The sequence below is a fragment of the Methanosphaerula subterraneus genome, from assembly GCF_052055875.1.
Lineage (GTDB): Archaea > Halobacteriota > Methanomicrobia > Methanomicrobiales > Methanospirillaceae > Methanosphaerula > Methanosphaerula subterraneus.
The window spans coordinates 930,799-954,471 of sequence record NZ_CP170508.1; the positions used below are offsets into that span (position 1 = coordinate 930,799).

Annotated in this window: 25 protein-coding genes, 1 tRNA gene and 1 pseudogene; 8 read left to right on the top strand and 19 right to left on the bottom strand. The window is 55.8% G+C overall.

Annotated features, from left to right (window positions below):
• Positions 1–12 precede the first annotated feature (12 nt).
• The 4 genes from ACFKSJ_RS04335 to ACFKSJ_RS04350 all read left to right on the top strand — a co-directional run bounded on the left by ACFKSJ_RS04335 (position 13) and on the right by ACFKSJ_RS04350 (position 2,637).
• The gene (locus tag ACFKSJ_RS04335; protein ID WP_440951033.1) at positions 13–429 is read left to right on the top strand and encodes a VOC family protein; all 417 of its coding nucleotides are present in this window, start codon (positions 13–15) and stop codon (positions 427–429) included.
• A gap of 178 nt (positions 430–607) precedes the next feature.
• A complete protein-coding gene (locus ACFKSJ_RS04340) occupies positions 608–988 on the top strand; it encodes an iron chaperone (protein WP_440951034.1) in 381 nt (126 codons plus the stop codon).
• A gap of 218 nt (positions 989–1,206) precedes the next feature.
• On the top strand, positions 1,207–1,722 hold the full coding sequence (locus tag ACFKSJ_RS04345) for a putative immunity protein (RefSeq protein WP_440951035.1): 516 nt from the start codon (positions 1,207–1,209) through the stop codon (positions 1,720–1,722).
• A gap of 288 nt (positions 1,723–2,010) precedes the next feature.
• A complete protein-coding gene (locus tag ACFKSJ_RS04350; RefSeq protein WP_440951036.1) occupies positions 2,011–2,637 on the top strand; it encodes a dihydrofolate reductase family protein in 627 nt (208 codons plus the stop codon).
• Positions 2,638–2,651: 14 nt separating this feature from the next.
• Here ACFKSJ_RS04350 and ACFKSJ_RS04355 read toward each other — a convergent pair whose 3' ends face one another.
• From ACFKSJ_RS04355 to ACFKSJ_RS04365, 3 genes are all read right to left on the bottom strand, one after another.
• The gene (locus tag ACFKSJ_RS04355; RefSeq protein WP_440951037.1) at positions 2,652–3,527 is read right to left on the bottom strand and encodes an alpha/beta fold hydrolase; all 876 of its coding nucleotides are present in this window, start codon (positions 3,525–3,527) and stop codon (positions 2,652–2,654) included.
• 594 nt (positions 3,528–4,121) lie between these two features.
• Entirely contained in the window at positions 4,122–4,874 is a 753-nt protein-coding gene (locus ACFKSJ_RS04360) for a hypothetical protein (protein ID WP_440951038.1), read from the bottom strand.
• Positions 4,861–5,865 (bottom strand): hypothetical protein, encoded by a 1,005-nt coding sequence (locus ACFKSJ_RS04365; RefSeq protein WP_440951039.1) that lies wholly within the window; start codon positions 5,863–5,865, stop codon positions 4,861–4,863. The genes ACFKSJ_RS04360 and ACFKSJ_RS04365 overlap by 14 nt, the downstream gene beginning before the upstream one ends.
• 195 nt (positions 5,866–6,060) lie before the next feature.
• On the opposite strand from ACFKSJ_RS04365, the gene ACFKSJ_RS04370 reads away from it, so the two are divergent.
• Entirely contained in the window at positions 6,061–6,267 is a 207-nt protein-coding gene (locus tag ACFKSJ_RS04370; RefSeq protein ID WP_440951040.1) for a hypothetical protein, read from the top strand.
• Positions 6,268–6,545: 278 nt separating this feature from the next.
• Here the strand turns inward: ACFKSJ_RS04370 and ACFKSJ_RS04375 are convergent.
• The 16 genes and pseudogenes from ACFKSJ_RS04375 to argH all read right to left on the bottom strand — a co-directional run.
• A pseudogene (locus ACFKSJ_RS04375) lies at positions 6,546–6,744 on the bottom strand (IS5/IS1182 family transposase); the annotation flags it as partial.
• A gap of 120 nt (positions 6,745–6,864) precedes the next feature.
• Complete coding sequence (locus ACFKSJ_RS04380; protein WP_440951041.1) at positions 6,865–7,032, bottom strand: hypothetical protein; 168 nt, start codon at positions 7,030–7,032, stop codon at positions 6,865–6,867.
• A gap of 511 nt (positions 7,033–7,543) precedes the next feature.
• Positions 7,544–8,161, bottom strand: coding sequence for an RloB family protein (locus ACFKSJ_RS04385; protein ID WP_440951042.1), 618 nt, complete (start codon positions 8,159–8,161; stop codon positions 7,544–7,546).
• Positions 8,162–8,163: 2 nt separating this feature from the next.
• Complete coding sequence (locus ACFKSJ_RS04390; RefSeq protein WP_440951043.1) at positions 8,164–9,363, bottom strand: AAA family ATPase; 1,200 nt, start codon at positions 9,361–9,363, stop codon at positions 8,164–8,166.
• Between the two features lie 927 nt (positions 9,364–10,290).
• A tRNA-Leu gene (locus tag ACFKSJ_RS04395) sits at positions 10,291–10,375 on the bottom strand.
• A 158-nt stretch (positions 10,376–10,533) separates the two neighbouring features.
• Complete coding sequence (locus ACFKSJ_RS04400) at positions 10,534–10,932, bottom strand: bacteriohemerythrin (protein ID WP_440951044.1); 399 nt, start codon at positions 10,930–10,932, stop codon at positions 10,534–10,536.
• Positions 10,933–11,143: 211 nt separating this feature from the next.
• Complete coding sequence (locus tag ACFKSJ_RS04405; RefSeq protein WP_440951045.1) at positions 11,144–12,880, bottom strand: DUF2070 family protein; 1,737 nt, start codon at positions 12,878–12,880, stop codon at positions 11,144–11,146.
• Positions 12,880–13,536 carry a diphthine--ammonia ligase gene (locus ACFKSJ_RS04410; protein WP_440951046.1) on the bottom strand — a complete coding sequence of 219 codons (657 nt, stop codon included), beginning with the start codon at positions 13,534–13,536 and terminating at the stop codon, positions 12,880–12,882. The genes ACFKSJ_RS04405 and ACFKSJ_RS04410 overlap by 1 nt, the downstream gene beginning before the upstream one ends.
• Positions 13,537–13,540: 4 nt before the next feature.
• Positions 13,541–14,425 carry a carbohydrate kinase family protein gene (locus ACFKSJ_RS04415; RefSeq protein WP_440951047.1) on the bottom strand — a complete coding sequence of 295 codons (885 nt, stop codon included), beginning with the start codon at positions 14,423–14,425 and terminating at the stop codon, positions 13,541–13,543.
• Positions 14,422–14,760: a DUF555 domain-containing protein gene (locus ACFKSJ_RS04420; protein WP_440951048.1), complete on the bottom strand. Its 339-nt coding sequence runs from the start codon at positions 14,758–14,760 to the stop codon at positions 14,422–14,424. The genes ACFKSJ_RS04415 and ACFKSJ_RS04420 overlap by 4 nt, the downstream gene beginning before the upstream one ends.
• Before the next feature lie 12 nt (positions 14,761–14,772).
• Positions 14,773–15,300, bottom strand: a complete 528-nt coding sequence (locus ACFKSJ_RS04425; RefSeq protein ID WP_440951049.1) for a nitroreductase family protein — start codon at positions 15,298–15,300, stop codon at positions 14,773–14,775.
• Positions 15,287–15,643 (bottom strand): hypothetical protein, encoded by a 357-nt coding sequence (locus ACFKSJ_RS04430; protein WP_440951050.1) that lies wholly within the window; start codon positions 15,641–15,643, stop codon positions 15,287–15,289. Before ACFKSJ_RS04430 ends, ACFKSJ_RS04425 begins: the two co-directional genes overlap by 14 nt.
• Before the next feature lie 50 nt (positions 15,644–15,693).
• Positions 15,694–16,002, bottom strand: a complete 309-nt coding sequence (locus ACFKSJ_RS04435) for a DUF5350 domain-containing protein (protein WP_012617746.1) — start codon at positions 16,000–16,002, stop codon at positions 15,694–15,696.
• A 65-nt stretch (positions 16,003–16,067) separates the two neighbouring features.
• A complete protein-coding gene (gatE, locus tag ACFKSJ_RS04440; protein ID WP_440951051.1) occupies positions 16,068–17,897 on the bottom strand; it encodes a Glu-tRNA(Gln) amidotransferase subunit GatE in 1,830 nt (609 codons plus the stop codon).
• Entirely contained in the window at positions 17,887–19,116 is a 1,230-nt protein-coding gene (gatD, locus tag ACFKSJ_RS04445; RefSeq protein WP_440951052.1) for a Glu-tRNA(Gln) amidotransferase subunit GatD, read from the bottom strand. Before gatD ends, gatE begins: the two co-directional genes overlap by 11 nt.
• A gap of 2 nt (positions 19,117–19,118) precedes the next feature.
• The gene (gene argH / locus ACFKSJ_RS04450) at positions 19,119–20,603 is read right to left on the bottom strand and encodes an argininosuccinate lyase (protein WP_440951053.1); all 1,485 of its coding nucleotides are present in this window, start codon (positions 20,601–20,603) and stop codon (positions 19,119–19,121) included.
• 250 nt (positions 20,604–20,853) lie between these two features.
• On the opposite strand from argH, the gene ACFKSJ_RS04455 reads away from it, so the two are divergent.
• Genes ACFKSJ_RS04455 through ACFKSJ_RS04465 form a run of 3 tightly spaced genes read left to right on the top strand, consistent with a single transcriptional unit; the run spans position 20,854 to position 23,656 of the window.
• On the top strand, positions 20,854–22,092 hold the full coding sequence (locus tag ACFKSJ_RS04455) for an ABC transporter substrate-binding protein (protein ID WP_440951054.1): 1,239 nt from the start codon (positions 20,854–20,856) through the stop codon (positions 22,090–22,092).
• A complete protein-coding gene (locus ACFKSJ_RS04460; RefSeq protein ID WP_440951055.1) occupies positions 22,092–22,901 on the top strand; it encodes an ABC transporter permease in 810 nt (269 codons plus the stop codon). Before ACFKSJ_RS04455 ends, ACFKSJ_RS04460 begins: the two co-directional genes overlap by 1 nt.
• Positions 22,898–23,656, top strand: a complete 759-nt coding sequence (locus tag ACFKSJ_RS04465) for an ABC transporter ATP-binding protein (protein WP_440951403.1) — start codon at positions 22,898–22,900, stop codon at positions 23,654–23,656. Before ACFKSJ_RS04460 ends, ACFKSJ_RS04465 begins: the two co-directional genes overlap by 4 nt.
• Positions 23,657–23,673 lie beyond the last annotated feature (17 nt).

Here is a 23,673-nt window from a genome sequence, read left to right on the forward strand (position 1 = left end):
TATCAGCATTCCATGAGAATCAGACTCACCAGTGTTCACGTGAATAGTCAGACTGAGGCGCTGAAGTTTTATACGGAGATCCTTGGCTTTGTAAAAATGGCAGATATCTCAGCCAATAATTACCGGTGGGTGACGGTTGTCTCGCCCGAAGACAGGGATGGTACCCAGCTGGTCCTCGAGCCAAACGAAAACCCCGCTGCAAAGGCGTATCAGGAAGCTCTTTTCCAGCAGAACATTCCCGCAGCATCCTTCTTTGTGGACGATATCCAGAAAGAGTATGAACGATTGAAAAAACGTGGGGTGAAGTTCACCCTGGAGCCGACAGAGCTGCCGGGTACGCCGGCGACCATCGCAATCCTGGACGACACCTGCGGCAATCTGATACAGATCACCCAGCTGCAGAATTCTGAGATCCCAACAAAGGATTGACAGGGCCGTGCTTCTTTGCCTGACGGACCCGACGGATTGGGAATGGGGGTCGTCTATTGCCGGAACCGAGGGCACTGAGGAGTGGGTACCTTGAAAAAGATCAGACAATGAGATGCCGCTTCATTATTTTATACAGGATGCACTCTATCATCCTAAAACGAGCCTGGAGAATCATGTCATGAAGGAGTTGAAAGAACAATTTCAAACGATAGATGAATACATCAGATCATTTCCGGCGGAGGTTCAAAGAGAACTTGAAAAAATGAGGAAGACCATTCAGGAAGTCGCTCCTGAAGCGACTGAGGCGATCAGATATCAGATGCCCACGTTCAGGCTGAATGAGAAAAATCTTGTACACTTCGCCGCATTCAAGAATCATATAGGGTTTTATCCGATTCCTTCCGGGATTGAAGCGTTTAAAAAAGAGTTATTACCGTACAAACAGGGGAAGGGTTCTGTTCAATTCCCGCTCGACAAGCCGGTTCCCTATGAACTTTTGAAAAAGATCGTCAGGTTCAGGGTAGCTGAAACTATGAAAGAGAGCAAAAGTGGGTATTGAAAGAGGGTGTTGTTGAAAGATGTCAAACGGTCTTTCGGGATTATTCTTGTCGCAGTCCTTAGGATCATCTTTGGGATGGAGGAGATGATACGGGGTTCTGATACGTTGGGGGTTGACAGGTGATCTGCCTCACGATAAAAAACGGGATCAGCTATGAACGGTAGTCAGCTCATCCATGTGATGCCGGCACGGCAAGACCATGGGGGAAAAGATATACGATGATATTCTCCGAGCTCCGGGATCCCAGGTTCATTACCATACGCCGCGGAGGCACGCTGAGTGATGCAAATCACCACCTGCTTGCACTATGGGCGTCTGAATGCGCCGAGCACGTACTGCCTCTCTTCGAAGCGGTCCAGCCCCGGGATCCGAGGCCCCGCCGTGCGGTGGAACTGGTCCGGGCGTGGACACGCGGCGAAATCACGATGATGCAGGCACGCTCGGCAGCGGGCTCTGCCAATGACGCTGCACGGGACCTGTCCGGAGCTGCGAGACACGCGGCCCACGCGGCCGGCCAGGCCGCGGCAGTCGCCCACGTTGCAGCCCACGAACTCGGTGCCGCCGCCTATGCGATCAAGGCAGTGCAGGCTGCTGCTCCGAAGGGCGAGGGCGAACTGGCAGGCCGTCGGGAGTGCCGGTGGCAGCGCGAACAACTTCCTGACGAAATTCGGGAGCTTGTTCTTGACGATCAACGGTTACGCAACGATCTGTGCTGGCTGGTGTTTGAGTGCTAGCCTGTGTGCACTGCGACGGTGCCCTTCTTTTCCCGGCCGAACAACCTCACCTCACCAGACCAGTTCCTTTTCTGCCAGTATGAGTGACATACCGCTCCAGAGCAGATCAGAGAAAGCCAGAACGCACGACCATCAAAACGTGACAACGGTTGTACTGAGATTGTCAAAAATGCACAACGCGGCACGAAACGGAAAGGCTGAAGATCGCCGGAGACATCTCACGCGAGTTTGGGTCTGTCAGGTAGAGAGGCGCGATAATTTATTTTAATGAGGAGTGTGTCCTCTGGCATGAGGTTTGGAATGAGAAAAATTATTGTCCTCACTTTTGTTTCCCTCGATGGAGTCATGCAGGCACCCGGCGGACCAGAGGAAGATCCTTCCGGAGGTTTCAAGTATGGAGGGTGGATGGTCAACTATGGCGACGAGTTCCTGATGCAGGAGATGATGAACCAGATGAGTCGGCCGTATGAAGCACTCCTTGGGAGGAAGACCTATGAGATCTTTGCGTCGTACTGGCCGCATGCCAATCCTGATGAGGAACCGCTTGCCGGGATAATCAACCGCTCGAAGAAATATGTTGTATCGAAGACGCTTCAGAATCCTTCCTGGGAAAATACCATCGTTATCAACGGCGATGTTGTTGCGGAGATAAAGAGACTCAAGAATATGGATGGTCCGGAGTTGCAGGTTTCCGGGAGCAGTAATCTTATCCAGACGCTGTTGAAGCACGATCTGATCGATGAGTTCTGGCTGAAGATCTTCCCGGTCACCCTTGGCACCGGCAAAAGATTATTTGGTGAAGGTACTCTGCCGGCAGCCTTCACGTTGCAGAAATGTGAAGTTTCCCAAAAAGGGGTCATCATTGCATCCTATGTGCGTGACGGGGAGCTCAAAACGGGTTCATTCGCCAGATAAGTTCGATCGATCTCTTAAAGATGTGCGGACCCGGCTTGAGAATACGTCCCCACCACTTCATCCCAGTTCACAGGACGACCTTCGCCGTTCAGAAACGGCAGAGCCGTGTCGACCAGCTGCGGCGCAACGCCCATTTCGTAATGCGTCAGGTCCGGTATGATCGCCAGCCGGTTCTGCGACATGTGCTCGCGCTGCCAGCCGGCATCCATCAGTCCGCCGCCGAGGAGCTGGTAGAACTTCACCGCATGCTCCAGACGGATCATGTCACTGTCGCCGTAGACGAGCATCACCGGCAGGGTCAGCTTCCTGACGTCCTCCGACCAGTCGTACGGCCTGCGCATGTACGCCCCCATCCTGTCGAGCAGCTTCGGAAACTCCTCCGGATGCGGCGCTATCTCCAGATACGACCAGTACATCGGCGTCTCCTTCATCTGCTCTGCCATCGCGGAGCCGACTGCAGCCTGCTGCGGTAACATCTCGGCATAGAACCCATCCTGCGCAAACGGGCAGGAGGCGAGCACCAGGCGGCGGACCATCTCCGGATGCTGGGCGGCGAACCGGAACCCGACGCCGGCGCCCATCGAGTAGCCGAGTACGTCGACCCTGTCGTAGCCGAGCTGCTCCAGGATGCCGGCCAGGTCGTTTCCCATGTCGACCAGGCTGATCTCCCGATCGCCCAGTTCGGTTCGGCCATGGCCCTGCAGATCAACGCCGATCACCTGCCGGCGCTGTGCGAGCCGGGTCAGGTTGGGACCGAACATCTCGATCTGGCCGAGGCCACCGTGAAGCAGCACCAACGGCTCGCCGGTGCCGTAGATCGCATAGTAATAATTGATTCCGTTGACCGCGGCATGGCCGCTCTTTGTGGGCTCGGGCATTGTTGGTTGCATGGCCTGGCTTCTCCTGCGCTGCCTGAAACGATTGTTGGGCCACACAGCTGGTGGCAACTGTCGTAAACTCTGCAATCAGCGCTGAACGGACATGGTGAGTCTATGATCTCAAATAGTTTGTGATGCGCTCAATGGCGGTTGGGGCCGAATTGCTCTCGACTGGTCCTTCACCAGCAGAAGATCTGCCGGCAACCGATGCCCTTTCTATCCACAGACATTCGAGTGGAGGATGCACGACACTCGCACGGGCCGGCGTGTGCCGACGCTTACTCCCGATCACTGGACGGCCGGCCCCACGAACTCAGCGCAACGCCGGATCGGGGCACAGGTCCTGCCGGCGCCGGCATCCAGGGATTTCGGCCCATGTTGGGCCGGGTCAGCGTTCCGATTCCGATGGCGTTCATCTCTGGAGAGAACAGAACGACCGGTGCCCTACACCCCGGTCTCTCGATGACTGAGTCGCTAAAGAACGGTGTATTCCTCCTAGTCGTCATATTTCACAGTATCGGGTGATCCGCATAATGTCTACCTGACGCTTGCCTGTCACCTGGCGAGCAAGGGTCGTATCGTCAATTTCTTTGGAACACCCAGGTTTTACCTGATGAGACTGAGTAAATCATCAATCGTGCTCTGAGCAGTACTCCTGTCCAAACGTCCGTACATCTGAAGTGCATCCCGGTCATTGGGAATAATTGTGAGAATGTCTACCAAAAAATCATATCTGTTTACCATATCCCCAAAAAACATGATATCGAGTTCAGTACCCCCGACTTGTGGATCAATGAGAGATAAAATATCAGCCCGGTCTTTTCTGAGTTTCCCTTTCTCCCAGTCTTCATCATGCGAGGTCCGTTCCTGTATCCGATAATTCCTGTCCCACGCTGCTTTCATTTTCAGGACGAGCAGAAGCGAGCGATCGGGAACAGGGATAAAAACACCTGGTGAAATTTCCTTACGAACTGTTCTATCGTTCAGAAGGCTCATGGGGCATTTTTCACCCCTGCCTTCGAAACAGTTCTCGTGATCACGGGGGATAAAGTCAATGATAATCTCTCCATTCGGAGGAATCATCTTTACAACACTGTTTCTAAACGGAGGATTACGCCGTTTGATAAAACCCCGTGACCCCTCCAGATGCCGCATGAGATGTTGCCGCGTTCTGGCATTGGTTACAAGGTCGATATCTATAGATCCATACCACTGGTTATAGCAGTACACCGCCCAGCCTCCGATCAGGACCGTGGTTGGATTCTCTGGTGTTTCTCTCTCTTCGATCCAATGAGAGATCGCTGCCAGTTCGGTCAATGATGCATCTACGACCGAACGGGGAACCTCATAACCTGGCATAGTTCTCCACGAGTTTCAGGGTCAGATCCCGGCCACTATATCCAAGTCCAGCCAGATCGAGAAGAGCCTGTGCAGGCGATACCAACCGGATCCCCTCAGCGATTCGTGTATCACTAAATACGTCCCGGTCCGGTTTGTAAACCCGAATCTTGATCCCATGAGTATCCGACGCATCAAAGGATTTGAGAAATGGATCGAGGTTGTCCCTGGAAATATAGACATATGCGGTGTCATGACGGAATCCATATTTTGTATAAATTCCTCCAGCCGTAAAACTTGTGAACCCACACTTGATATCCTGCCACTCGCACATTCGCGTAATTGTCCGGGCTGCTGACAATGCATCATTTTCCGGGAGAACAACTTCGTTATAATATAATTTTTCAAAGGGACGCTCCCATGCTATTCCATTCAGCAGTTTTGGAATATCCTGGAGCTTTACATAATTGTTCACTTCGACGACTATGCCTTTTGCTATCAGGCTTTTCACCGTTGCATGGGTCCAAGCGTACGAGACATTCGTTTTCAGGGCGATATGCCGGATTGAGCACTCATTCTCAGTAAGGAGAGCGATAACGATCTTCCAGGATTTTGCAGAACTGATCTTTTCGATACGACGCACATCGGACTTTTCGTTTTCATGGACATTTGACCGGTACGGTAATGCGATTATCCGGATATCACAGGAATGTGCGATCTTTTCTGTCTCTGGAGAGATGAGTTTGCTCGCAACAATAAATTCAAATGATCTGTTCCTGGAGTTGGTATTCCGAAGAATATTTTTTAGGACCAATTGACGCCCGATCTTATCAATCGTCAACCGTGACGAAATTTCGATAAAATATTTTTTTGAGTCGTCCTCGATAACAAGATCAACCCTGAAGGGTAGTTCCTCTGAGATCTGTACTCCCCAGGAGATTGATGCGTTGTCACGTATACCAAGTTCATGTTTTATGTGCACCAGTATCGAGTTGTCTTCGCTGTTGATCATACAATTAGTATATCACTATAATGCGATACCATAATAAAGGTATCAGTGATAATATGTTTTTGTTATTATCGCATTTTAGAGATAAGATGATATAGATATCAGTGATAATTCCAGAAAAAGTTCAGTCTCAAATTTTCCAAAAAGTATCATCCTCTCGCTGTTAATACAATTGGACCGATCCACCCAGGTTCCCGGATGGCGATTCTCTATCCGATATCAACCCCCGGGAAGACAGATAGATCGGGCCCGTACACCCGGATCTCCCGATCGACGTTACACCGAAAGAACGGCGTACTCCCACAGGTCGTCATATCCCCCGGCAGAGGAGGGTCGCATCCGGTCTACCGGCTGACCACGACAGATCGGATTGCCATCACACGGTTCTTCATGATGGCAGAATGATCGGAGTGGATACGGTCCGGGTTCGTAACAGTTGACCCGGATTGCTCTCGACTGGCTCTTCACCATCAGGAGATCTGCCGGCACCCGATGCCGTTTCGATCCTCTGGCATTCGAATGGGGAGATACACGGCACTCGAACCGGACGGCCGGCCCCACGACTCAACGCAACGCCGGGTCGGAGCGACAGTCCTGCCGGCGCCGGTATCCAGGGGTTTCGGGCCATGTTGGGTCGGGTCAGCGTTCCGATTCTGATGCTGATCGGAGAGGAAGATGACGCTCTGATCCAGCTGGAGAAGGGCTCTGATCCTGCTCATCAGATCGGATGAGTTCAACCGCATTGCGATAGTCTGTGCCTGGGGCTCCAGGAAAGAGAAGGATGGCCATGAGCTGATGATGAGTACACGTTCTGCGGGAAAATTGAGAACGCAGTACAGAACAGATGTTGTTGATACGCCTGGTATACCGGTTCATTGACATGAGTTCTGCTCCCCGGTGCTGGTTTCATCATCAACCCGGGGAGCAACGATTCGTATTTTTTATAGTTTTTGCCTTATTGTGGGATAATTGTACCAGACGGTTTCACCAGAGCCCTTTCGTTCAGGGATTTCTAAACTTTTTAACAAATCCTTTAGCAACAAGGATCACGCCCATGAGAATCACGAAAGCCCCGATTAATTCAATTATGAGCAGAGATGATGCGAGAATGAGGGCGACACCAATGATGATGACGACAATGCCCTCGATTACGGTTATGACTTCTATCATACTTTCCTCCCTGTGTTGTTCTGCTTCTGGAATGCTATCCGCTCAATACCACAGACGATCCATCTGAAGATATCAGAACAGCAGGTATGAGATGGCTGTCTGGTATCTCAGGAGATCGAATCTGATTTTTTTTGATGATCGGTTGTTTCCCTTCCCCGTACGGGACTCCATCCCAATGAGTTCTGCTATTATTTCCTAGTTATAAAGGGCTGTTTACGGTAATTATGTAAAATCCAGGAGATAAGAGCCAACGGCGCCACGAATCTGCACCGGCGGATACCATGCCGGCGTGACGGTTCCGATGGCGGTCATCTCCGGAGAGAACAGAACGACCGGGGCCCAACACCCGGGACCTCTCGATGTCGACGCCTCGCTTCGCAGGGATAGGAGGCCGGCGCCGGCGAGGAACGAAAAGACGGAGACCGCTGCGTTGCCTGCCCGCACATTATAGTACTTCTGTATAGGAGACTCCGCTATCTGATGGCGTTGACCACAATGATCCCGGGCATTATCAGGATTTGCAGTGATCAGAAATATACAAAATCGCTTCATCTACATTAGTATATGGATTAGCAGCCCTGGAAAACAGATAATGACCCTCTTCTGTCTGATGCTCCCTGAGTAATTGTGCATTTTTAAAAGCAGCTTTTTCATTTTCTTTTAAGGAACGATATATTTTATCTACACATGGTTTTTGATAATCAGGCATGTATTTCCTGAATTTTTTAATCGGTTCCCTTGTGTCGAGGGCTGTCCAACGATATTCATAATGGAGTAATAACCATAACTCAAAATCCGGATTTGAGACAATTAACTGCATATTTTTGGGCATTTTCTTAATTGCCTTATCAATATCATCGTCGTTGGCCGTGTCCATATCAAAAACGCAAAAGACCCGATCTTTTAAATTCAAATCCTTATTTAGAGAAAGGAGATAGTTCTGGGCATATTTGACAAATTCTACCGCAGATTTCTTATTTATTGAACGAATTTGAACAGATATATTTCTATTATTTCCTGCTAGATCTTTCTTTATCTGATCGAAGTAATTACATTCAGTCTGGCCCTCGGTAAAAAAGAAAAATTGAATTCTTTTTTGGAGTCGCCGGGGTATTCTCTCTCTTGCCATCTCTAAAACCTCCTGTCAAGAATGTCAGGTAACCCCCCATAACGCCCGGTGAAATATGCTTTTTCGATGGACCTATCAATCCGTCCTTCATAGTCATACAACGAGAAAAGATCTGTATTTTTTGTATCTTTTTTCTTCTCGGTAAACCAGATCTGCTCTCTTCTGAAGAAATCAGATGAAAGAATCTTGGTGTTGTGTGTTGTGACTATCAACTGCGAATTAACTTTATTGTATTCTTTGTCATGAAAAATCCTTAAGAGGTACTGGATTAAGTCTGGATGCAAACTAGTTTCAAATTCATCAATAACTAACACACGCTGATGATTCTCAAATGAGTCGAGAATAAGTCCAAGAACATTAAAAAACACTTCTGTTCCTGCAGACTCAAACAGTGAAAAGTCGTTGACAATATCCGAACCGTCATCCCTTTTGTGAACACTCTTTAATTCATATTTTATAAGATCTCCATCTTTTATTAGTCCAGGTTGATCTTTTTCAATCAGACCTAGGAAATACTCATTAATATCGGATCTCTTCATCTTGATCTTATTGCTTAATACATCAGAGATGTCGAAATCGGCATAATTAAGAATTTTTAGGACTTTATCTTTGTTCTCTTTGGATTTGTTCATGTATTGAATAGTATATCTATTATGAAGTTCTGAGATCTGTTCGAAATATCTTAGATTGATATTAAACCACTCAAATACTGGGCCAAATGGTTTATATTCGTTATTGGCTTTTGAAAGGAACAAAACATTACTTCCAGTATGTTTGAATAGTCCTTTCAGTTCATCTTCATCATCGAATGCATTTATTGTATCCTTACTTCGCTTGAAGATATGATGCTCATTTTTTCCCTTGAAGTAACTCAGTTCTTCAGAAATGATCTCATCGACATTGTAAGAAAAAGAATATTTATATTCTGTATTATGACTTAAAAAATCAAGTTCAAATATAGTGGGTTTCCCTTCATAGGCGACACCCAATTTAAATGGAAGATAGGGCAACTTATCACCTTTATTCAGTTGTTTTGAAGTGATCACAATTTGTTTAATCAGGCTCAGGGCACGAATCTGATTAGACTTACCCGATGCATTTGCACCGAAGATAATGCAACTTTTAAGCAACTTTTTAATGTTTGGATTGTTCTCCACTTTTATTAGATTATATGCCTTTTTCCTCTCTTTGGAAGTTAACATACTGAGTGTCGTTTTTTCTGAGATAGATCGAAAATTTTCGACACTATATTCGATCAACATATGATGTACTATCTAGTGATGCTTCATATATCTATCCATTTTACGAAATAATCGTAGAATCGAACAGGGGTTTTTCTTATATCTCATGTAATATTTAGATGGAGCCGATAGTCCGCCGAGCTCTCTCACCCTGTTCATATTGTAACATGGGCCCTTCCCTAGATTTTATTAATATTCTCTGATCCTCCATTATCTTCGCTCTCTCTTCTTGCCGGCGGTTGCTGTCCCTTTTAAAATTAATTAGCAGAAATGATGTCTTAAAGATATCAAAATAAGTGGAGTGGGGGATTCGAACCCCCCTTCTTTGATCATTGGGGGTGGATTCAGTTTAGAGTTTGTATATCAGATCATAACATTGAAGGAGAAGGCAACCATGCCTCCACCCCCATAGATCCTTCAAACGCCGTAAAGAGAAAATTCAACTTCATCACCATTGAAATTTTTATTAAAAACACCAATGATATGATAAACGATATTTTGGCTCCAAACATCAACTCCACATTATACACCACATATATAATATCAATATTTAAATATTTATATAACACAAGTGGTCCCCCCAAAATAACCTTGTTAATTTCTCTATTTGTCGTTAATAACCCAAAACAGAAATATTACTATCAACAATTTTTCCAATATTCCTCGCACCACACTGTGCTTTGTACCGTTCTCTCCTCACCCCGATATTCCCCTTCGGGGAGCCGGCACCGGCGGCTAAGCAGGTCGAGGGCCTGACGAGCGTTGTGATACAGGGCAGCGTACGAAAGGAGTGTGTTGATCTGAAGTTAGTTGAGAGAAGCGAAGTGAGTATAGACAAATGTCCATCCCCAATAAAAATCACTAATGCTTACACTCAAAAAAGGAAAATGCGAGGGAAGGGATTCGAACCCTTGAACTCCTTCGAGGCTGGATCTTAAGTCCAGCGCCTTTGGCCGGGCTTGGCTACCCTCGCGCCCAACATTCTTGGTTGTAAAGATAGTAAAAGTCTTTGACGGTTTTGAGCAGGATCCCTCGAATCCGTCCAAAAAATCGATGAGTACGGGATCAGGTCGCCGATCGAATAAGCCCGCTCAAAAAAGGAGCAGGCCGGCCGGCACGCCAGTCCCCCCCTTACGCAAGCCCGCTCTTGTTGAACAGGGCAGAGTATTGCTTATCCGTCGCCTTGATGTGGTTCTTCACCCAGTCCTTGAGGAACTTCATGAGGTCGAGCGTGAGACCGAGCCGGCCCTCGGCGAAATCCTTCTGGAAATCGGTGACTTTCTTCACAAATGCATCATGCTCGACCTTATGCGAGGAGTACCGGGGATACTTGAACTGCTGCATGTACTGCTCTTCGGCCTGGAAATGATAGACGGTATACGCGGCAAGCTCCTGGAGCGTCGTCTCCAGCACCAGTTTCCCCTGCCCGGCTTTCATCGCATCGTGCAGCTTGTTGATCAGTTCGATCAGTCTCTTATGCTGGTTGTCGATCTCCGTTACCCCGACACTCAAATCGTCGGACCAGTCCATGATTGGCATAGCGTAAACGTTCGCCTATCACGTATTTAACCCCTGGCGCAGGGAAAAAACCGACCCCGGTTCTTATGACGAAAGGGTCCTTCTCCATCTTCAGGCGGTACGAAACCGCGACCCAACCAGGGAACCTCCATCAAGCGTCGACCGGTGGAGCGCAGGATCGCCTCAAAAAGAGACCGGGAAAGGAGAAAAAACGTAACCCCTCTCAGAGCAGCGCCCGGTATGCAAAGATCGAGAGGAGGAAGGCCAGCAGCAGGATCGCAAACGAGAGCGGGGCGATGTAGATCAGCATCGCGTTCACCGTGCAGGCCAGCTGGGCGATTCGGTTGGACCCGAAGACCACCACCTTCTCGCAGCAGGCCGTCGACGCCGCCACCTCGGCGGTCGACAGGTCGGCGATCGCCTCCTCGACCCCCCGCAGGACGAACGGCAGAATCTCGGCGGCCGGCACCTTCAGCCCGATCGGGTTCTTGCCGGTGATGGTGTTCACGACATGCGAGTCGGTCGTCATCACCTCGGCCTCGTCGACCATCTCGAGGACCGCGTCGCGGATCACCTCCCGGACGCCGGCCTCGATGTTGTTCCCGTCGAGGAGGACATACGCGGTCTTCTGCCAGTCCACCTCCACGACCAGCACCTGGACGCCGAGGTCCCCGAACCCCTGGTCGCGGGTGAACGGGAGCGTCACCTCCGCGACCCCGACCTTCACCATCCGCTGCGGGACCTTCGCCGCGGCGTCCACCGCCGTCCTGACCGCCCGGAGGTACTCGGTCGCCGTCAGCGTCCCGGCCATCACCGGCGAGGTGATCTCGGTCATGCAGTTGTGCCCGTCGATGAAGGCGACATGTTTGTACACCCGCCTCCCCTCGGCCATGATCGCAAGACCCAGCGGAAAGTCCAGGTCCTCGGTCTTCTCCGGCGAACGGGTCGAGACCATCAGTATGGTCTCACCGAACCGCTGGTACAGCAGGTCCACCGACCCGTACGTGACCCGGTAGGCGAGCGATGCCCGCCCTTCATATTCAAGGCCGGCCCGTGTCCCCTTGACCGCCGCCACCAGCTTCGAGACCTCGCTCTCCGAGACCAGGTTGAAGTCGTGCGTCGCACACCCGTGCGGGACCAGCACCGTCTCAGTGAACGAACGGGTCATCACTTTGGGCAGGTTCCCGCCGCCGATCTCCCCCATCGGCCCGGGGTGGACATTCGGGATCGTCATGATCACGCCGTTCTTCTCGTTCCGCTTGAAGAAGAGGCTGACCTGCGGGACATAGACCTCCTCTCCGATCTCCCTGAAGAAATCCTCCATCGAGCGGGAGCCGTCGGTATTGTGAGCGATGAACGCGTTGATGAAGTTCAGTCCCTTGATATGGAACGCCTTGTACAGCGGCCGCTCGATCAGCCAGATCAGGGCGACGAACCCGAGCCCGAAGACCAGGATCAGGATCAGCGAGAGGAGGAAGAAGGGCTGCAAAAACCAGAGCGTCCCGACGATCACCCCGACCGCCGGCTGGATCAGGGCCGGCACGACCATCCGGGGCACCCGGTAGTCGGCGATCGCGACCAGCACCAGCAGCCGGATCCCGAAGATGAACCCGAGGGAGCAGGCGAAGAGGAGCGGCACCAGGGTGAACGAGGCGAGCGCCGAGCAGAGGGTGATGATAACGCAGAAGACCGTGCAGGCCATCGCCAGCAGCGCCGACCGGTTCCAGGTCATCGGCTTGCCGAGGCGGTTGATCAGCGGCTTGGTCAACAGCGTCGCGACCAGGGCCGGCAGCGTGAATGCAAGTGTCCCGAGGAACTTTCCATGGGCGCCGAGCTGTATCGATGCCCCGTCGACGATCAGCCCGAGCAGGACGATAATAAAGAGTGACCGTGGCCAGGACGGTGCCGTGAAGAGATACCTGGTCAGCCTGGCTATCGTGACATCGGTGGACGAACCCATCAGGTGAACCCTCGCAGGACCAGTTCGCTCCGCCCTGCAGAGGTATGTACCTCAGACGAGGTGTACGTGATCGGACGGCTGTAGAACGGCGCGTTCAGCGTCAGCGTCTCGTACTCGCCACCTTCGCCGGCCAGGTGGATCCCGCGGCGGGAGACCACCTGCTTCAGCCGGTCGATCAGGGCCTGGTCGATGTGAGCCCCGAGGAAGGACTCGTCCAGCCCGTCGGCCGCGGTGACGATGATCATCGCGTCCAGCCGGGCTGCGACCTCGCCCATCAGCTGATCGAGGTCCATCCCCCAGAGGGGGGTGAAGACCTTCAGCATCAGCCGCTCGGCGATGGCGGCCACCCGGTCGCGCTGGTACACCGAACCGACCGCTCCGGCGATGACCCCTTCGATCGGAAGGGCTGCAAGACCCTGCTCCAGGTCGACGAGTTCCTCCTCCTTGCGGCCGTGCGTCCTGATCTCCACATACTCCCGCCCGGAGACCTCGGCGATCGTCTGCACGACGTCGATGTTCGCCGAGTGGAACATATACGAGTCCAGGTTCTCCGACCGGACAGCGACGATGTACTGGACATCGAGACCGGCATCGATCGCCTTCTGGATCGAAAGGACCGAGTCCTTCCCGCCCGAGGTCAGCGCAGCCCAGGCCATGGGATCAGGCCCCCTGGAGAACTCCGAAGTGCTCGCGGTACCGGGCAGCCATCCGCTCCCAGTCAGGGAGGTTGGTCTGGCAGCCGGCCTTCTCCACGACGAACGAGGCGGTGACCGTCCCGACCCTGCAACAGGTCAGCGGGTCATAGCCGCGATCGAAGGCCGAGAGGAACCCGGCCCGGTAGGCGTCCCCGGCACCGGTCGGGTCGACCAGCGGGACCGGAACCGCCGGGATCTTCGTCTCCTCCCCCTTGATGAAGAGGCTCGAGCCCTCGCCACTGCAGGTGAAGATGGTCAGCGGCACCCGTGCCGCGATCTCCTCGCGGGTGGTGTCGAGCATCTGCGCCATCATCGCGGCCTCGTGCTGGTTGGCAAAGAGGATGTCGATATGAGCGATGATCGCGGCCAGGTCCTCGGGCGGATACAGGTGCAGGTCCTGCCCGGGATCGAACGAAGCGAACCGGCTCTTCTCAGCGACCTGCCTGTTGAAGGACGGGTCGGCCGTCGCCATGTGAACAAAGTCCAGGGCCGGGGCTTCAGACCGGGTGAAGGCTTCGGAGGCGCCCCATTCAAAGAAGGTGATCTGGTCCCCTGCCCGGTCGGTGAACATGAACGCCGTCGGGGTATGAGCCTCAGGCACCACAAAGAACTGCTGCTCGATCCCGAGTTTCTGCATCGCCCGGTCGTACTCGCCCCCTGCGAAATCCCCACCGACGGCGGAGACGAGGGTGCAGGCACTGCCTAAGGTCGCGATCCCGGCCGCGATGTTGGCCGCCCCGCCACCGAAGTAGATCTTTCTATCGGTGATCGAGGTCGAACCGTTCTTCTTCGGCAGGTCAGGCACACGGCTGATATGATCGATGGCGGTGTGCCCAACGACTGATATCATAACTCCTGCACGTCCTGCACGTTCAGCGGCACATCCCGGAGAGCCTTGCCGATCACCGACTTGGCGATCCTGACCGCGTGCTCCTCGCTCTCTGCACGGAAGACCTTCATCTGCAGCGTCAGCCCGACCAGCGCCGTGTTGGCCACGACCACCGCACAGCTGAGCGGCTTGTTGCAGAGCGGGCACATCGTCATCCCGCTCTCGATCTCCACGTACTTTGCTGCAGGGTTCAGTCGCTTGCCTGCTTCACCAATGGCGATGCTGATCGCGTCGTCCATCGTCTTTACATCCTTAATTATCCACGCCGATTCCAGCGTCACCATATAGTCAGGCATACCCTACTCTCCTTACCAGTAATCCTGGTGGACATGCTCCTCGATCGGCCTCCGCTGCGGGGAGACCCCGCCCTTGGCACCGTTCCCGACCGCGAGCAGCGCGACCGGGCGGAGGTGGGGAGGCAGATCGAGCACAGTCCGTACATCATCATCATCGAACGAACCGGTCCAGCACGACTGCAGATGCAGGGCATGGGCCGCGAGCATCAGATAGGTGCAGACGATCGTTGCGTCTTCGAGCGCGTACAGAATCCCGCGCTCTTCGTATCGGGCCATCGCCCGCACATAGTTGGAACAGACCACAAAGATCGCCCCTGCCTGAGCGATCTGGGTCTGGTCGTGGGCCGCCTCTGCGAGGGCCGCCCGCTGTTCCGGGTCGGTGACCAGGACCATATCCCAGGACTCCAGGTTCCCTGCAGTCGGAGCGGTCCGTGCACAGGCCAGCATATATGCGATCTCCTCATCAGAGAGCGGATAGTTCCGAAACTCCCTGACCGATGAGCGGTCCTGTAAAAATGTGATAAATTCAGATGAGTCCATGTTCAGCGAGGTACTCCCATGCCTTCTGAGCCGCAGTGGTCGCAGAACTGACTGCACCACCGATCGTCACGGCTGCCGATTCATACTCCTTACTCTCGATCTGGCTGATCGCCGCGGAGAGCTGGTTTGCACAGTTCTGGAACATGATCTCCTCAGTCCGTCGGAATGCGATCTGGGCGTCGCCCCGGATCCCCTCAAGGAGGGCGATCAGCATCTTCTGTCCACCTGCCCGGTCCGTCTCAGGGTAGCTGGGCAGCGACATCTCGAGCTGCGAGGCTGTGATCAGAACGGTCTTGATATGTTCGCCATACTGGAAACGCTGTACAGCATCCTTTGGATCCATAGGCTAGATAATAACGTCCGATATTAAAAATTGTTTGGCTTTATTCAAGCCTATCTGCTCGATTTCTGCTTTGCACCGACGACCGAGACTTTCGGGCGGTGAAGACGGGACCGGACCAGGATCTCTGCCGGGCTCTTCTCGCGACCACCGCGTCCGCCGCGACCGCCTCTCCGCTGTCCGCCTCTCCGCTGCCCACCGTGGGCCTCGCTGGCCTGGTCGACCTTTTTGAGGTTGATCCCTGCCTTGAACCGCTGGTTAGGCCCTGGCTTCTTCAGTTCCCCTTCCTTTGCCGGTACAAGCCTGAGCTGACCCTTCGCGCCCTTGACCTGTACCCATGAGGTAATTCCTGTCTTTCCCATGAATCGAACTCCTTATGGTATTATGCAGGTGCAGGAATAAAGGTAGCGCCTCGGCCCCCTCATCCTCACCCCTGCCTCTTCAGTTCTTCACGGAGAAGGGCGCTGACGACCTTGCCGTCCACCGATCCCCGGACCTGTTCCATCACGATCCCCATCAGCGGACCGAGCGCGCCCATCCCCCGCTCTGCAACAAATTCTTTTCGTTCGGCCACAATCCTTGAAACAATCCCGGAAAGTTCGTCTTTCGAGATGGTCGGACCGAGCGCTTCGAGTGCAGAATCAAGGGATTTTCCATCGGCGATAGCCCTGAGAAGGTCCCCGATCGCCTCCTTCGCGGCCTTCCCCTCCTCGATGGCGTGGAGCACGGCAAGCACCTGATCGTCTCCGATACGGTCGATCGCCACACCGTCGCGGGAGAGTTCCTTCAGCGTCGAGAGGAGCGTCCGCGCCGCCAGGGTCGGCTTCAGCCCCCCGTCGACCGCCTGCTCAAAGAGCGGCAGCCGCTCAGAGAAGGCAATCTGGTGAGCCAGCCCGGTGTCCAGGCCGAGGTCCCGGTGGAACCGCTCTGCCCGTGCAGAGAGGAGCTCTGGGATACACACCAGGTCCCAGGTCTCTGCGGTGATCAGCACCGGCAGCACGTCGGTCTCCGGGTACATCCGTGCAGCCCCTGGCAGCGGGCGCATGTACGCACTCGACCCCTCCTCGAGCATCTTTCGCGTCTCTTCAGGAACGCCGAGGAACGCCATCTCAGCCCGCTTGATCACCTGTCTGACCGCACAGGTCGCCTTCTTTTTGTCGGCTGCGACCAGCACCACGGCGTCCTGCTCTCCGGCGTTCATCCGTTCGATCAGGACGGCCTTCTCGTCAGCGGTGACCCCGTAGGCCGGCAGCTCGTCGGTGTGGAAGATCCCGCCGACCCCGCACTTCTTGGCATAGTCGGAGAGCTCAGAGCCGAGCCGGCGGCCCGGCTGGATCTCATGCCCGACCAGCCCGCCGAACCCGAGGAGCCGGATCGCCAGGATCACCTTCGCCTTCTTGAGGATCGCCGAGCCGGTCTGCTTGAAGAGGGTGGTCACGTCCTCGACGACCGGGTCGATCGAGGCGTTCCGCTCGATCAGCTGGTCCCGGATCCAGAGGAGCTGCTGCTGCCGCTGCACCTCGCGCCGTACCACCTCGGCGATCAGGTCCAGTTCCTGCACGCCCTTGATCTCCACCCTGGCCCCCTCGGGGATGGAGATATTGATGTCCTGCCGGATCGTGCCGATCCCGCGCTTGACCTGTCCGGTGGACCGGAGCACCATCCCGATGTACGCGGCCACCTCGGCCACCTCCTCGGGAGTGTGCATACACGGCGAGGTCGTGATCTCCACCAGCGGGATCCCGAGCCGGTCGAGGGAGAAGATCGGACCTTCAACCCGCTGGGCCGCCTCCTCCTCCAGGCAGAGGCTCTCAATCGTCCCGCCGTTCGGGAGGACACCATCGATCGCCACAAGCCCGGTCCGCTGGAACCCGCTCGTGTTGGAACCGTCGATCACCAGCTTGCGCATGATGTGCACCTGCGGGATCGGGATCATCTCGAAGAGCTTCGCGATCGTCAGTCCGAGCTCGAGCGCCTCCTGGTTCAGAGGTGCCGGCGGCTCTTCATCATTCTCCACCAGGCAGGTGGAGTCGTAGGCATAATAGGTGAAGAGCCGGGCCTGCTTCATCTCCTCCTCGGCGGCCCGGTCGATCTCGCCCATCTCACTCTCGGTGGCCCGGAGGTACCGTCGGAACTCGCCGTTGTGCTCGTCGACCGCACGGACACGGGTCGGGCAGTTGCAGAAGAGTTTGTGGGCGGTATCCAGCTGCTGGTGGATCTCGATCCCCGCCTTCAGCCCAATCGCCTTATAATCCATGTGCAGACCTCCCGGGCGCTTCGCCACGCAGATCGGTTGCCATCATCCTCTTCGCCTTCTCCTCGTCCTTCTCCTGTCCGAGCACCCACATCAGTTTCACCAGCGCCACCTCCGGGAGGGTCGTCCCCCCCTCGACGACGCCGAGTTTCAGCAGGTCCCGGCCGGTGTCATAGACCCGGTCGCAGACCCGGCCATACAGGCACTGCGAGGTCATCACGATGGTGGTCCCGTCCTCGATCATCGATCCGAGCTGCCGGAACCAGGCTGTCGAGACATGCCCGAGGCCGGTCCCTGAGAGGACGAGCCCCCGGTAGCCCTCGTAGGCCGCCAGAATATCCGGGGATAGCCCTGGAACGAACTGGAGCAGCCCGCACCGTTCCTCCAGCCGGTCAGCGAGCTCCGGCTCGATCGGCTGTCGCCTGACCGCGTTGTCGGTCAGGTTCACCTCGAGGGACGGGTATGCGATGGTCCCGATCGGGGCGCTGCCGATCGACTGGAACGCGTCCCGCCGGGAGGTGTGCATCTTGCGCACCCGTGTCGCCCGGTGGATCGCACAGAAGTCGTCCGAACTGGTCTGGTGCATCACGACGGCCACCTCGCCGAGGTCGCTGACGGCGGCCCGGGCGCTGCAGAGACCGTTCATCAGGTTGTCGCTGCTCGGCCGGTCAGCCGACCGCTGCGAGCCGACAAAGATCACCGGCACCGGGGTTTTGAGCATGAAGCTGACTGCCGCCGCAGAATAGGCCATCGTATCGGTCCCATGGGTGACGATCACGCCCTCTGCTCCGTCCCGGATCTCCTGGTAGATGGCCCGGGCCAGTTCCTGCCAGAGCAGGGGGGTCATGTTCTCAGAGAGGATCGAGGCGAGCTGCACCGTCCGGTACTGCCCGATCGAGCCGAGCCCCGGGATCGCCCGCATCAGTTCGGCGGCCGTGAACTGGCTGGTCACGGCCCCGGTCCGGTAATCGATCTTGCTGGCGATCGTCCCGCCGGTGGAGACGATCGAGAGGTGCGGCAGCGAACTGTCCTGGTCGAGGTCGATCTGCTGCGGCTGTTCGAGGGGCTGGGCCGGGTCGAGCAGCTGGCAGCACTCGGGAGGAACACCGATATTGTAGCCGCTGTCGAGTTTCAATACACGCTTTCCGTCCCGTTCGGTGATATAGGTCCCTTCGAGCCGGGAACCCGCATAGGTGCAGGCGACACGGTCGCCGGTCTGCAATCTTACTGATGATATGTTTTCAGCCTCCGTGCTTCATTGATGAGGGTGGTGATCGCGGTGGTCCGCTGGAATCGTTCTGCGGCGATGGCAGTTCTGCCGGCTTTGATGGACTCCTGCAGTGTATCGATCGCACTGCTGACAGCCGGGACGGCAGGCCCGCCGATCACCGATCTGGCCTCGATGCCATGGATCGGGTCGAGGGCTGCCATGATCTGCTCCTCGGTCAGGCCGAGGGCGGGAAGGTCGATCGATTCGCTGGTCGCGGCCTTCTTCAGTGAGGCGAGGGTCAGAGCTCCTGACCGGACGGCCCTGCCGACAATATGGTGGGCGGTCCGGAACGGGAGACCGCACTCCCGGACCAGCATGTCTGCCAGTTCGGTGGCCGTCGAGAAACCCCGGCCGGCCTCGGCTTCCATCCGCTCGGTGTTGAAGGTGGCGGTCGAGAGGGCGCCGGCCAGAATCCGGATCGATGCACCCGCATCCCCGACCCCCTGCCAGAGATGGGGGGTCAGCTGTTGCAGGTCGCGGTTATAACTCATCGGCAGGGCTTTCACGATCGAGAGCGCCGCCGTCGAGGCACCGATCACCGAGCCGGCCCTGGCACGCATGATCTCGAGGGTGTCGGGGTTCTTCTTCTGCGGCATGATCGAACTGGTCGAGCAGTAGGCGTCGTCGAGCTGGACGAATCTGACCAGCGACGAGGACCAGAGGATCAGTTCCTCGCAGCAGCGCGAGGCGTTCACCATCAGGATCGCACAGTCGGCCAGCGCCTCGAGGGCGAAGTCCCGGGTCGAGACTGCATCCATCGAGTTCTCGAGCACCCCCGAGAAGCCGAGCATGGTGGCCGTGAACTCCCGGTCGATCGGGTACCCGGTCGACGCGAACGCCGCCGCACCGAGAGGCGACCGGTTCACCCGCCGGTAGGTCGACAGTAGCCGCTCAAGGTCCCGGTTGAACGCCTGCGCATAACTGAGCAGGTGATGGGCCAGCGTGGTCGGCTGCGCATGCTGCAGGTGGGTGAACCCCGGCATCACCGAGCAGGTGTGCTCCCGGGCGAGGGAGACGAGCACCTCGCAGAGACCGTTCACTGCGTCCCCGATCTCGAGCAGTTCCTCGCAGAGCCTGATACGCAGACAGGTCGCGACCTCGTCGTTCCGCGATCTCCCGATATGGAGCCGCCCGCCCTGTTCAATCCCGACCTCGGCGATCAACAGCGACTCGATCCCGGCATGGATATCCTCAAACTGCTCATCGAACGCCTGGTCGGGAACCCCGTCCGCCGAGAAACGGAGGAGCACCTCCATCACGGCCGCCGCCGGGTCCTGCTCGACGATCCCCTGCCGATGGAGCATCAGCAGGTGAGCGATATCTACCAGCACGTCGGCCTCTGCGATCCAGCGATCCGCATCCCGTGAAGAGAGGAAGGCAGCGACCTCGCCGGACCGGACTCCGCTGAGCCGCCCTTCCCGCACTACATCATGTACCATGCCTATTCGCACCTCTCCTAGTACTATACGCATGGTATCAAGAGACGATTAAAGGCACCTATCCCCCCGGGGGCCGGCATGGCGGGAGGGGGTCGGAGGGCCGACGCCCTCCGGGAATCCCGGTGCTGCTGGACAGATGGACGATAAAATTAGACAACTGTTTACAATTGCTTTGGATAATTATCCTTAAACGAGAAAATTTTCGATGAAAGAAGAATCAATTTAATTATAATAGGTCGTATGGTACCGCATGGCACGTACAAAATTGCTTGTCATGGTGATCGCAGCGGTCATCGTGGCACTCATGGTCGCTGGGTGCACAACCACCCCGCAGAACGGAACCCAGACAAACAATACGACCTCCGGGACGACCCAGGTCGGGGTCCTGTACAGCGCCGGGGTCGGCCCGATGCCGAACCTGCTTGCAACCAATCAGATCGACGGATATATCGCCTGGCAGCCGTTCGTCCAGATAGGTCTGGATGCAAAGATTGCTAAGCTGGTCGCCCTTTCGCAGAACTTCCCGCCTGAAGGGAAATGGGCCGACCACCCCTGCTGTGTGGTGACGGCACGGGACGACCTGATCGCCGGGCATCCCGACTTTGTGAACACGATGAGCGCCCTGACGATCCTCGGGGACCAGTACGTCACCGACCACCAGGAAGAGTCCGCCGACATCATGGCAGACTGGCTGGCCGGCAGGGGCAACCTGACCTATGGCAACGTTTCGGTCTCCTCGGTCACTGCGGTGAACGGTGCGATCAAGAACGTGAAGTACACCACGACTCCATCGGATGCATGGAAGAACGGGACCCTGCAGTTCGTAACAGCCCAGAAGGACCTCGGCCTGCTTTCAGGGAAACTGAACAACGCCACCCCTGACCAGGTGAACAGCCTGCTCTTCAACTTCGGGCCGTACCAGAACGCAACGACGATGATCAATCAGAAGAAGTTCGTAACCCCGGCGAAGATCGACGGGCAGATCGGTATCGGTTACCTGAAGGGCGACATGCACTCGGCCGGCCTTCTGGTCGCGATCAAGAAATGGCAGTACATGAGCGACACCTACGGCATCGCCCTCAAGCCACAGGACCCGACCCAGGCCAAGCCCGAGATCTGTGACCTGATTGTGAACGGCCAGAAGGTGGCCGAAGTGAAACTGATCGCAGCCGATGCCGGCCCGCAGCTGATGCAGCTGGAAGGAACCTCAAGTGTCCAGATGGGCTTTGCAGGAGTGCCCCCGGCGATCGGGGCCATCGATACGGGAATGCCTATAAAGGTACTCCATCCAATCAATACAGAAGGATCAGGACTTGTTGCTGCTGCGTCTTCACCGGCAGGCGACTGGAAATCCTTCATTGGATGGGCACAGCAGCGCTCTGCAGCAGGAAATCCGCTGAAGATCGCCGCACCAAGCAAGGGCTCAATCCAGGATGTGATGCTCCGGTTCGCCCTGAAGGACAGCGGCGTGGTGGTGAAAGAGATCTAATGAGCTGGTTTTCGAAGTACAATTCAGAGAAACAAGGAAACGGATACCGACGATGGCTGCTCAAGGCGGCCATGCCGGTACTTCTGATCTTTTTATGGGAACTTGCTGCGATAGTGATCAACAACCAGTTCATCCTTCCACGGCTGGAGTCGGTGGTGATGGTGATCGCCAACCCGTTCACCCCGATCCTCGGAACCGGGTCGCTGGTCGATAACGCGCTCATCAGCCTGGAGCGGGTGATCGCAGGATTCGCCGTCGGATCGTTGTTCGCGATCCCGCTCGGCATCGCGATGGGCAGATGGGCCCTGGTCCATGACCTCTTCGACTCGCTGATCCAGATCTTCCGGCCGGTCCCGCCGCTGGCCTGGGTCCCGCTGGCCCTCGCCTGGTTCAAGATCGGACTCACCTCGATGGTCTTTATCATCGCCCTCGGGACTTTCTTCCCGGTGCTATTGAACACCCTCGACGGGGTCAAGTCGGTGAAGAAGACCTGGATCGAGATGGCCGCGATCCTCGGCGCCCGCGAACTGCAGATGCTCCGAACCGTGATCCTGCCTGCCGCACTGCCGACAATCTGGACCGGCCTCCGGGTCGGTTTTGGAATTGCATGGATGTGCGTGGTGGCTGCAGAGATGATGCCCGGCACGACTTCCGGGCTCGGCTATCTGATCATCTACTCATACAACTTCGGGCAGGTTCCAGTGATCATTGCCGGGATGATCGGTATCGGGGTGATCGGCCTCGGGATCGACCTGCTCCTCGGAACAGTTGAGAAGCGGTGGTTTATGTGGAGGGAACTGGAACGATGAAACTCCTGGTGAAGGACCTGAAGAAGGATTTTGTCACCGATCAGGGCGAGCATATGATAGCCCTGCAGTCGGTCAACCTGGAGGTCAGTGAAGGCGAATTCATCTGTATCCTCGGACCGTCCGGGTGCGGGAAGACGACGCTCCTCCGGATCCTGGCCGGCCTGGAAACACCGACCAGCGGGGAGGTCCGGGTCGACGGCACCCTGGTGGAGGGTCCGATGCGGCAACTGGCGATGATCTTCCAGGACTACTCGCTGTACCCCTGGAGGCGCGTCATCGACAACACTGCGTTCGGCCTGGAACTGCAGGGGATGGACAGGGAGGAGCGGTACAGGGTCGCCAGGGAGTACCTGAAACTGGTCGGGCTGGAGTCCTTCGCCGATCGATACCCGTACGAACTCTCGGGCGGGATGCGGCAGCGAGTGGCCGTGGCCAGGGCCCTGGCCATCGACCCGGCCGTGATCCTGATGGACGAGCCGTTCGGGGCGCTCGACGCCCAGACCCGGAATACCATGCAGCAGGAACTGCTGGAGATCTGGGATGAGACGAAGAAGACGGTGGTCTTTGTGACCCACAGTGTCGACGAGGCCGTGTACCTGGCAGACCGTATCGTGGTGCTCAGTTCACGCCCGGGGATGATCCGCGAGATCGTCCCGGTCGGGATGGAACGACCACGTGACCGGACCGCCGTGGAGTTCGCGAAGGTGCGACGTTATGTGCTCGGTCTGATCGACGAACGGGCACATAGCCAGTAAGATTTAATACCCACAGT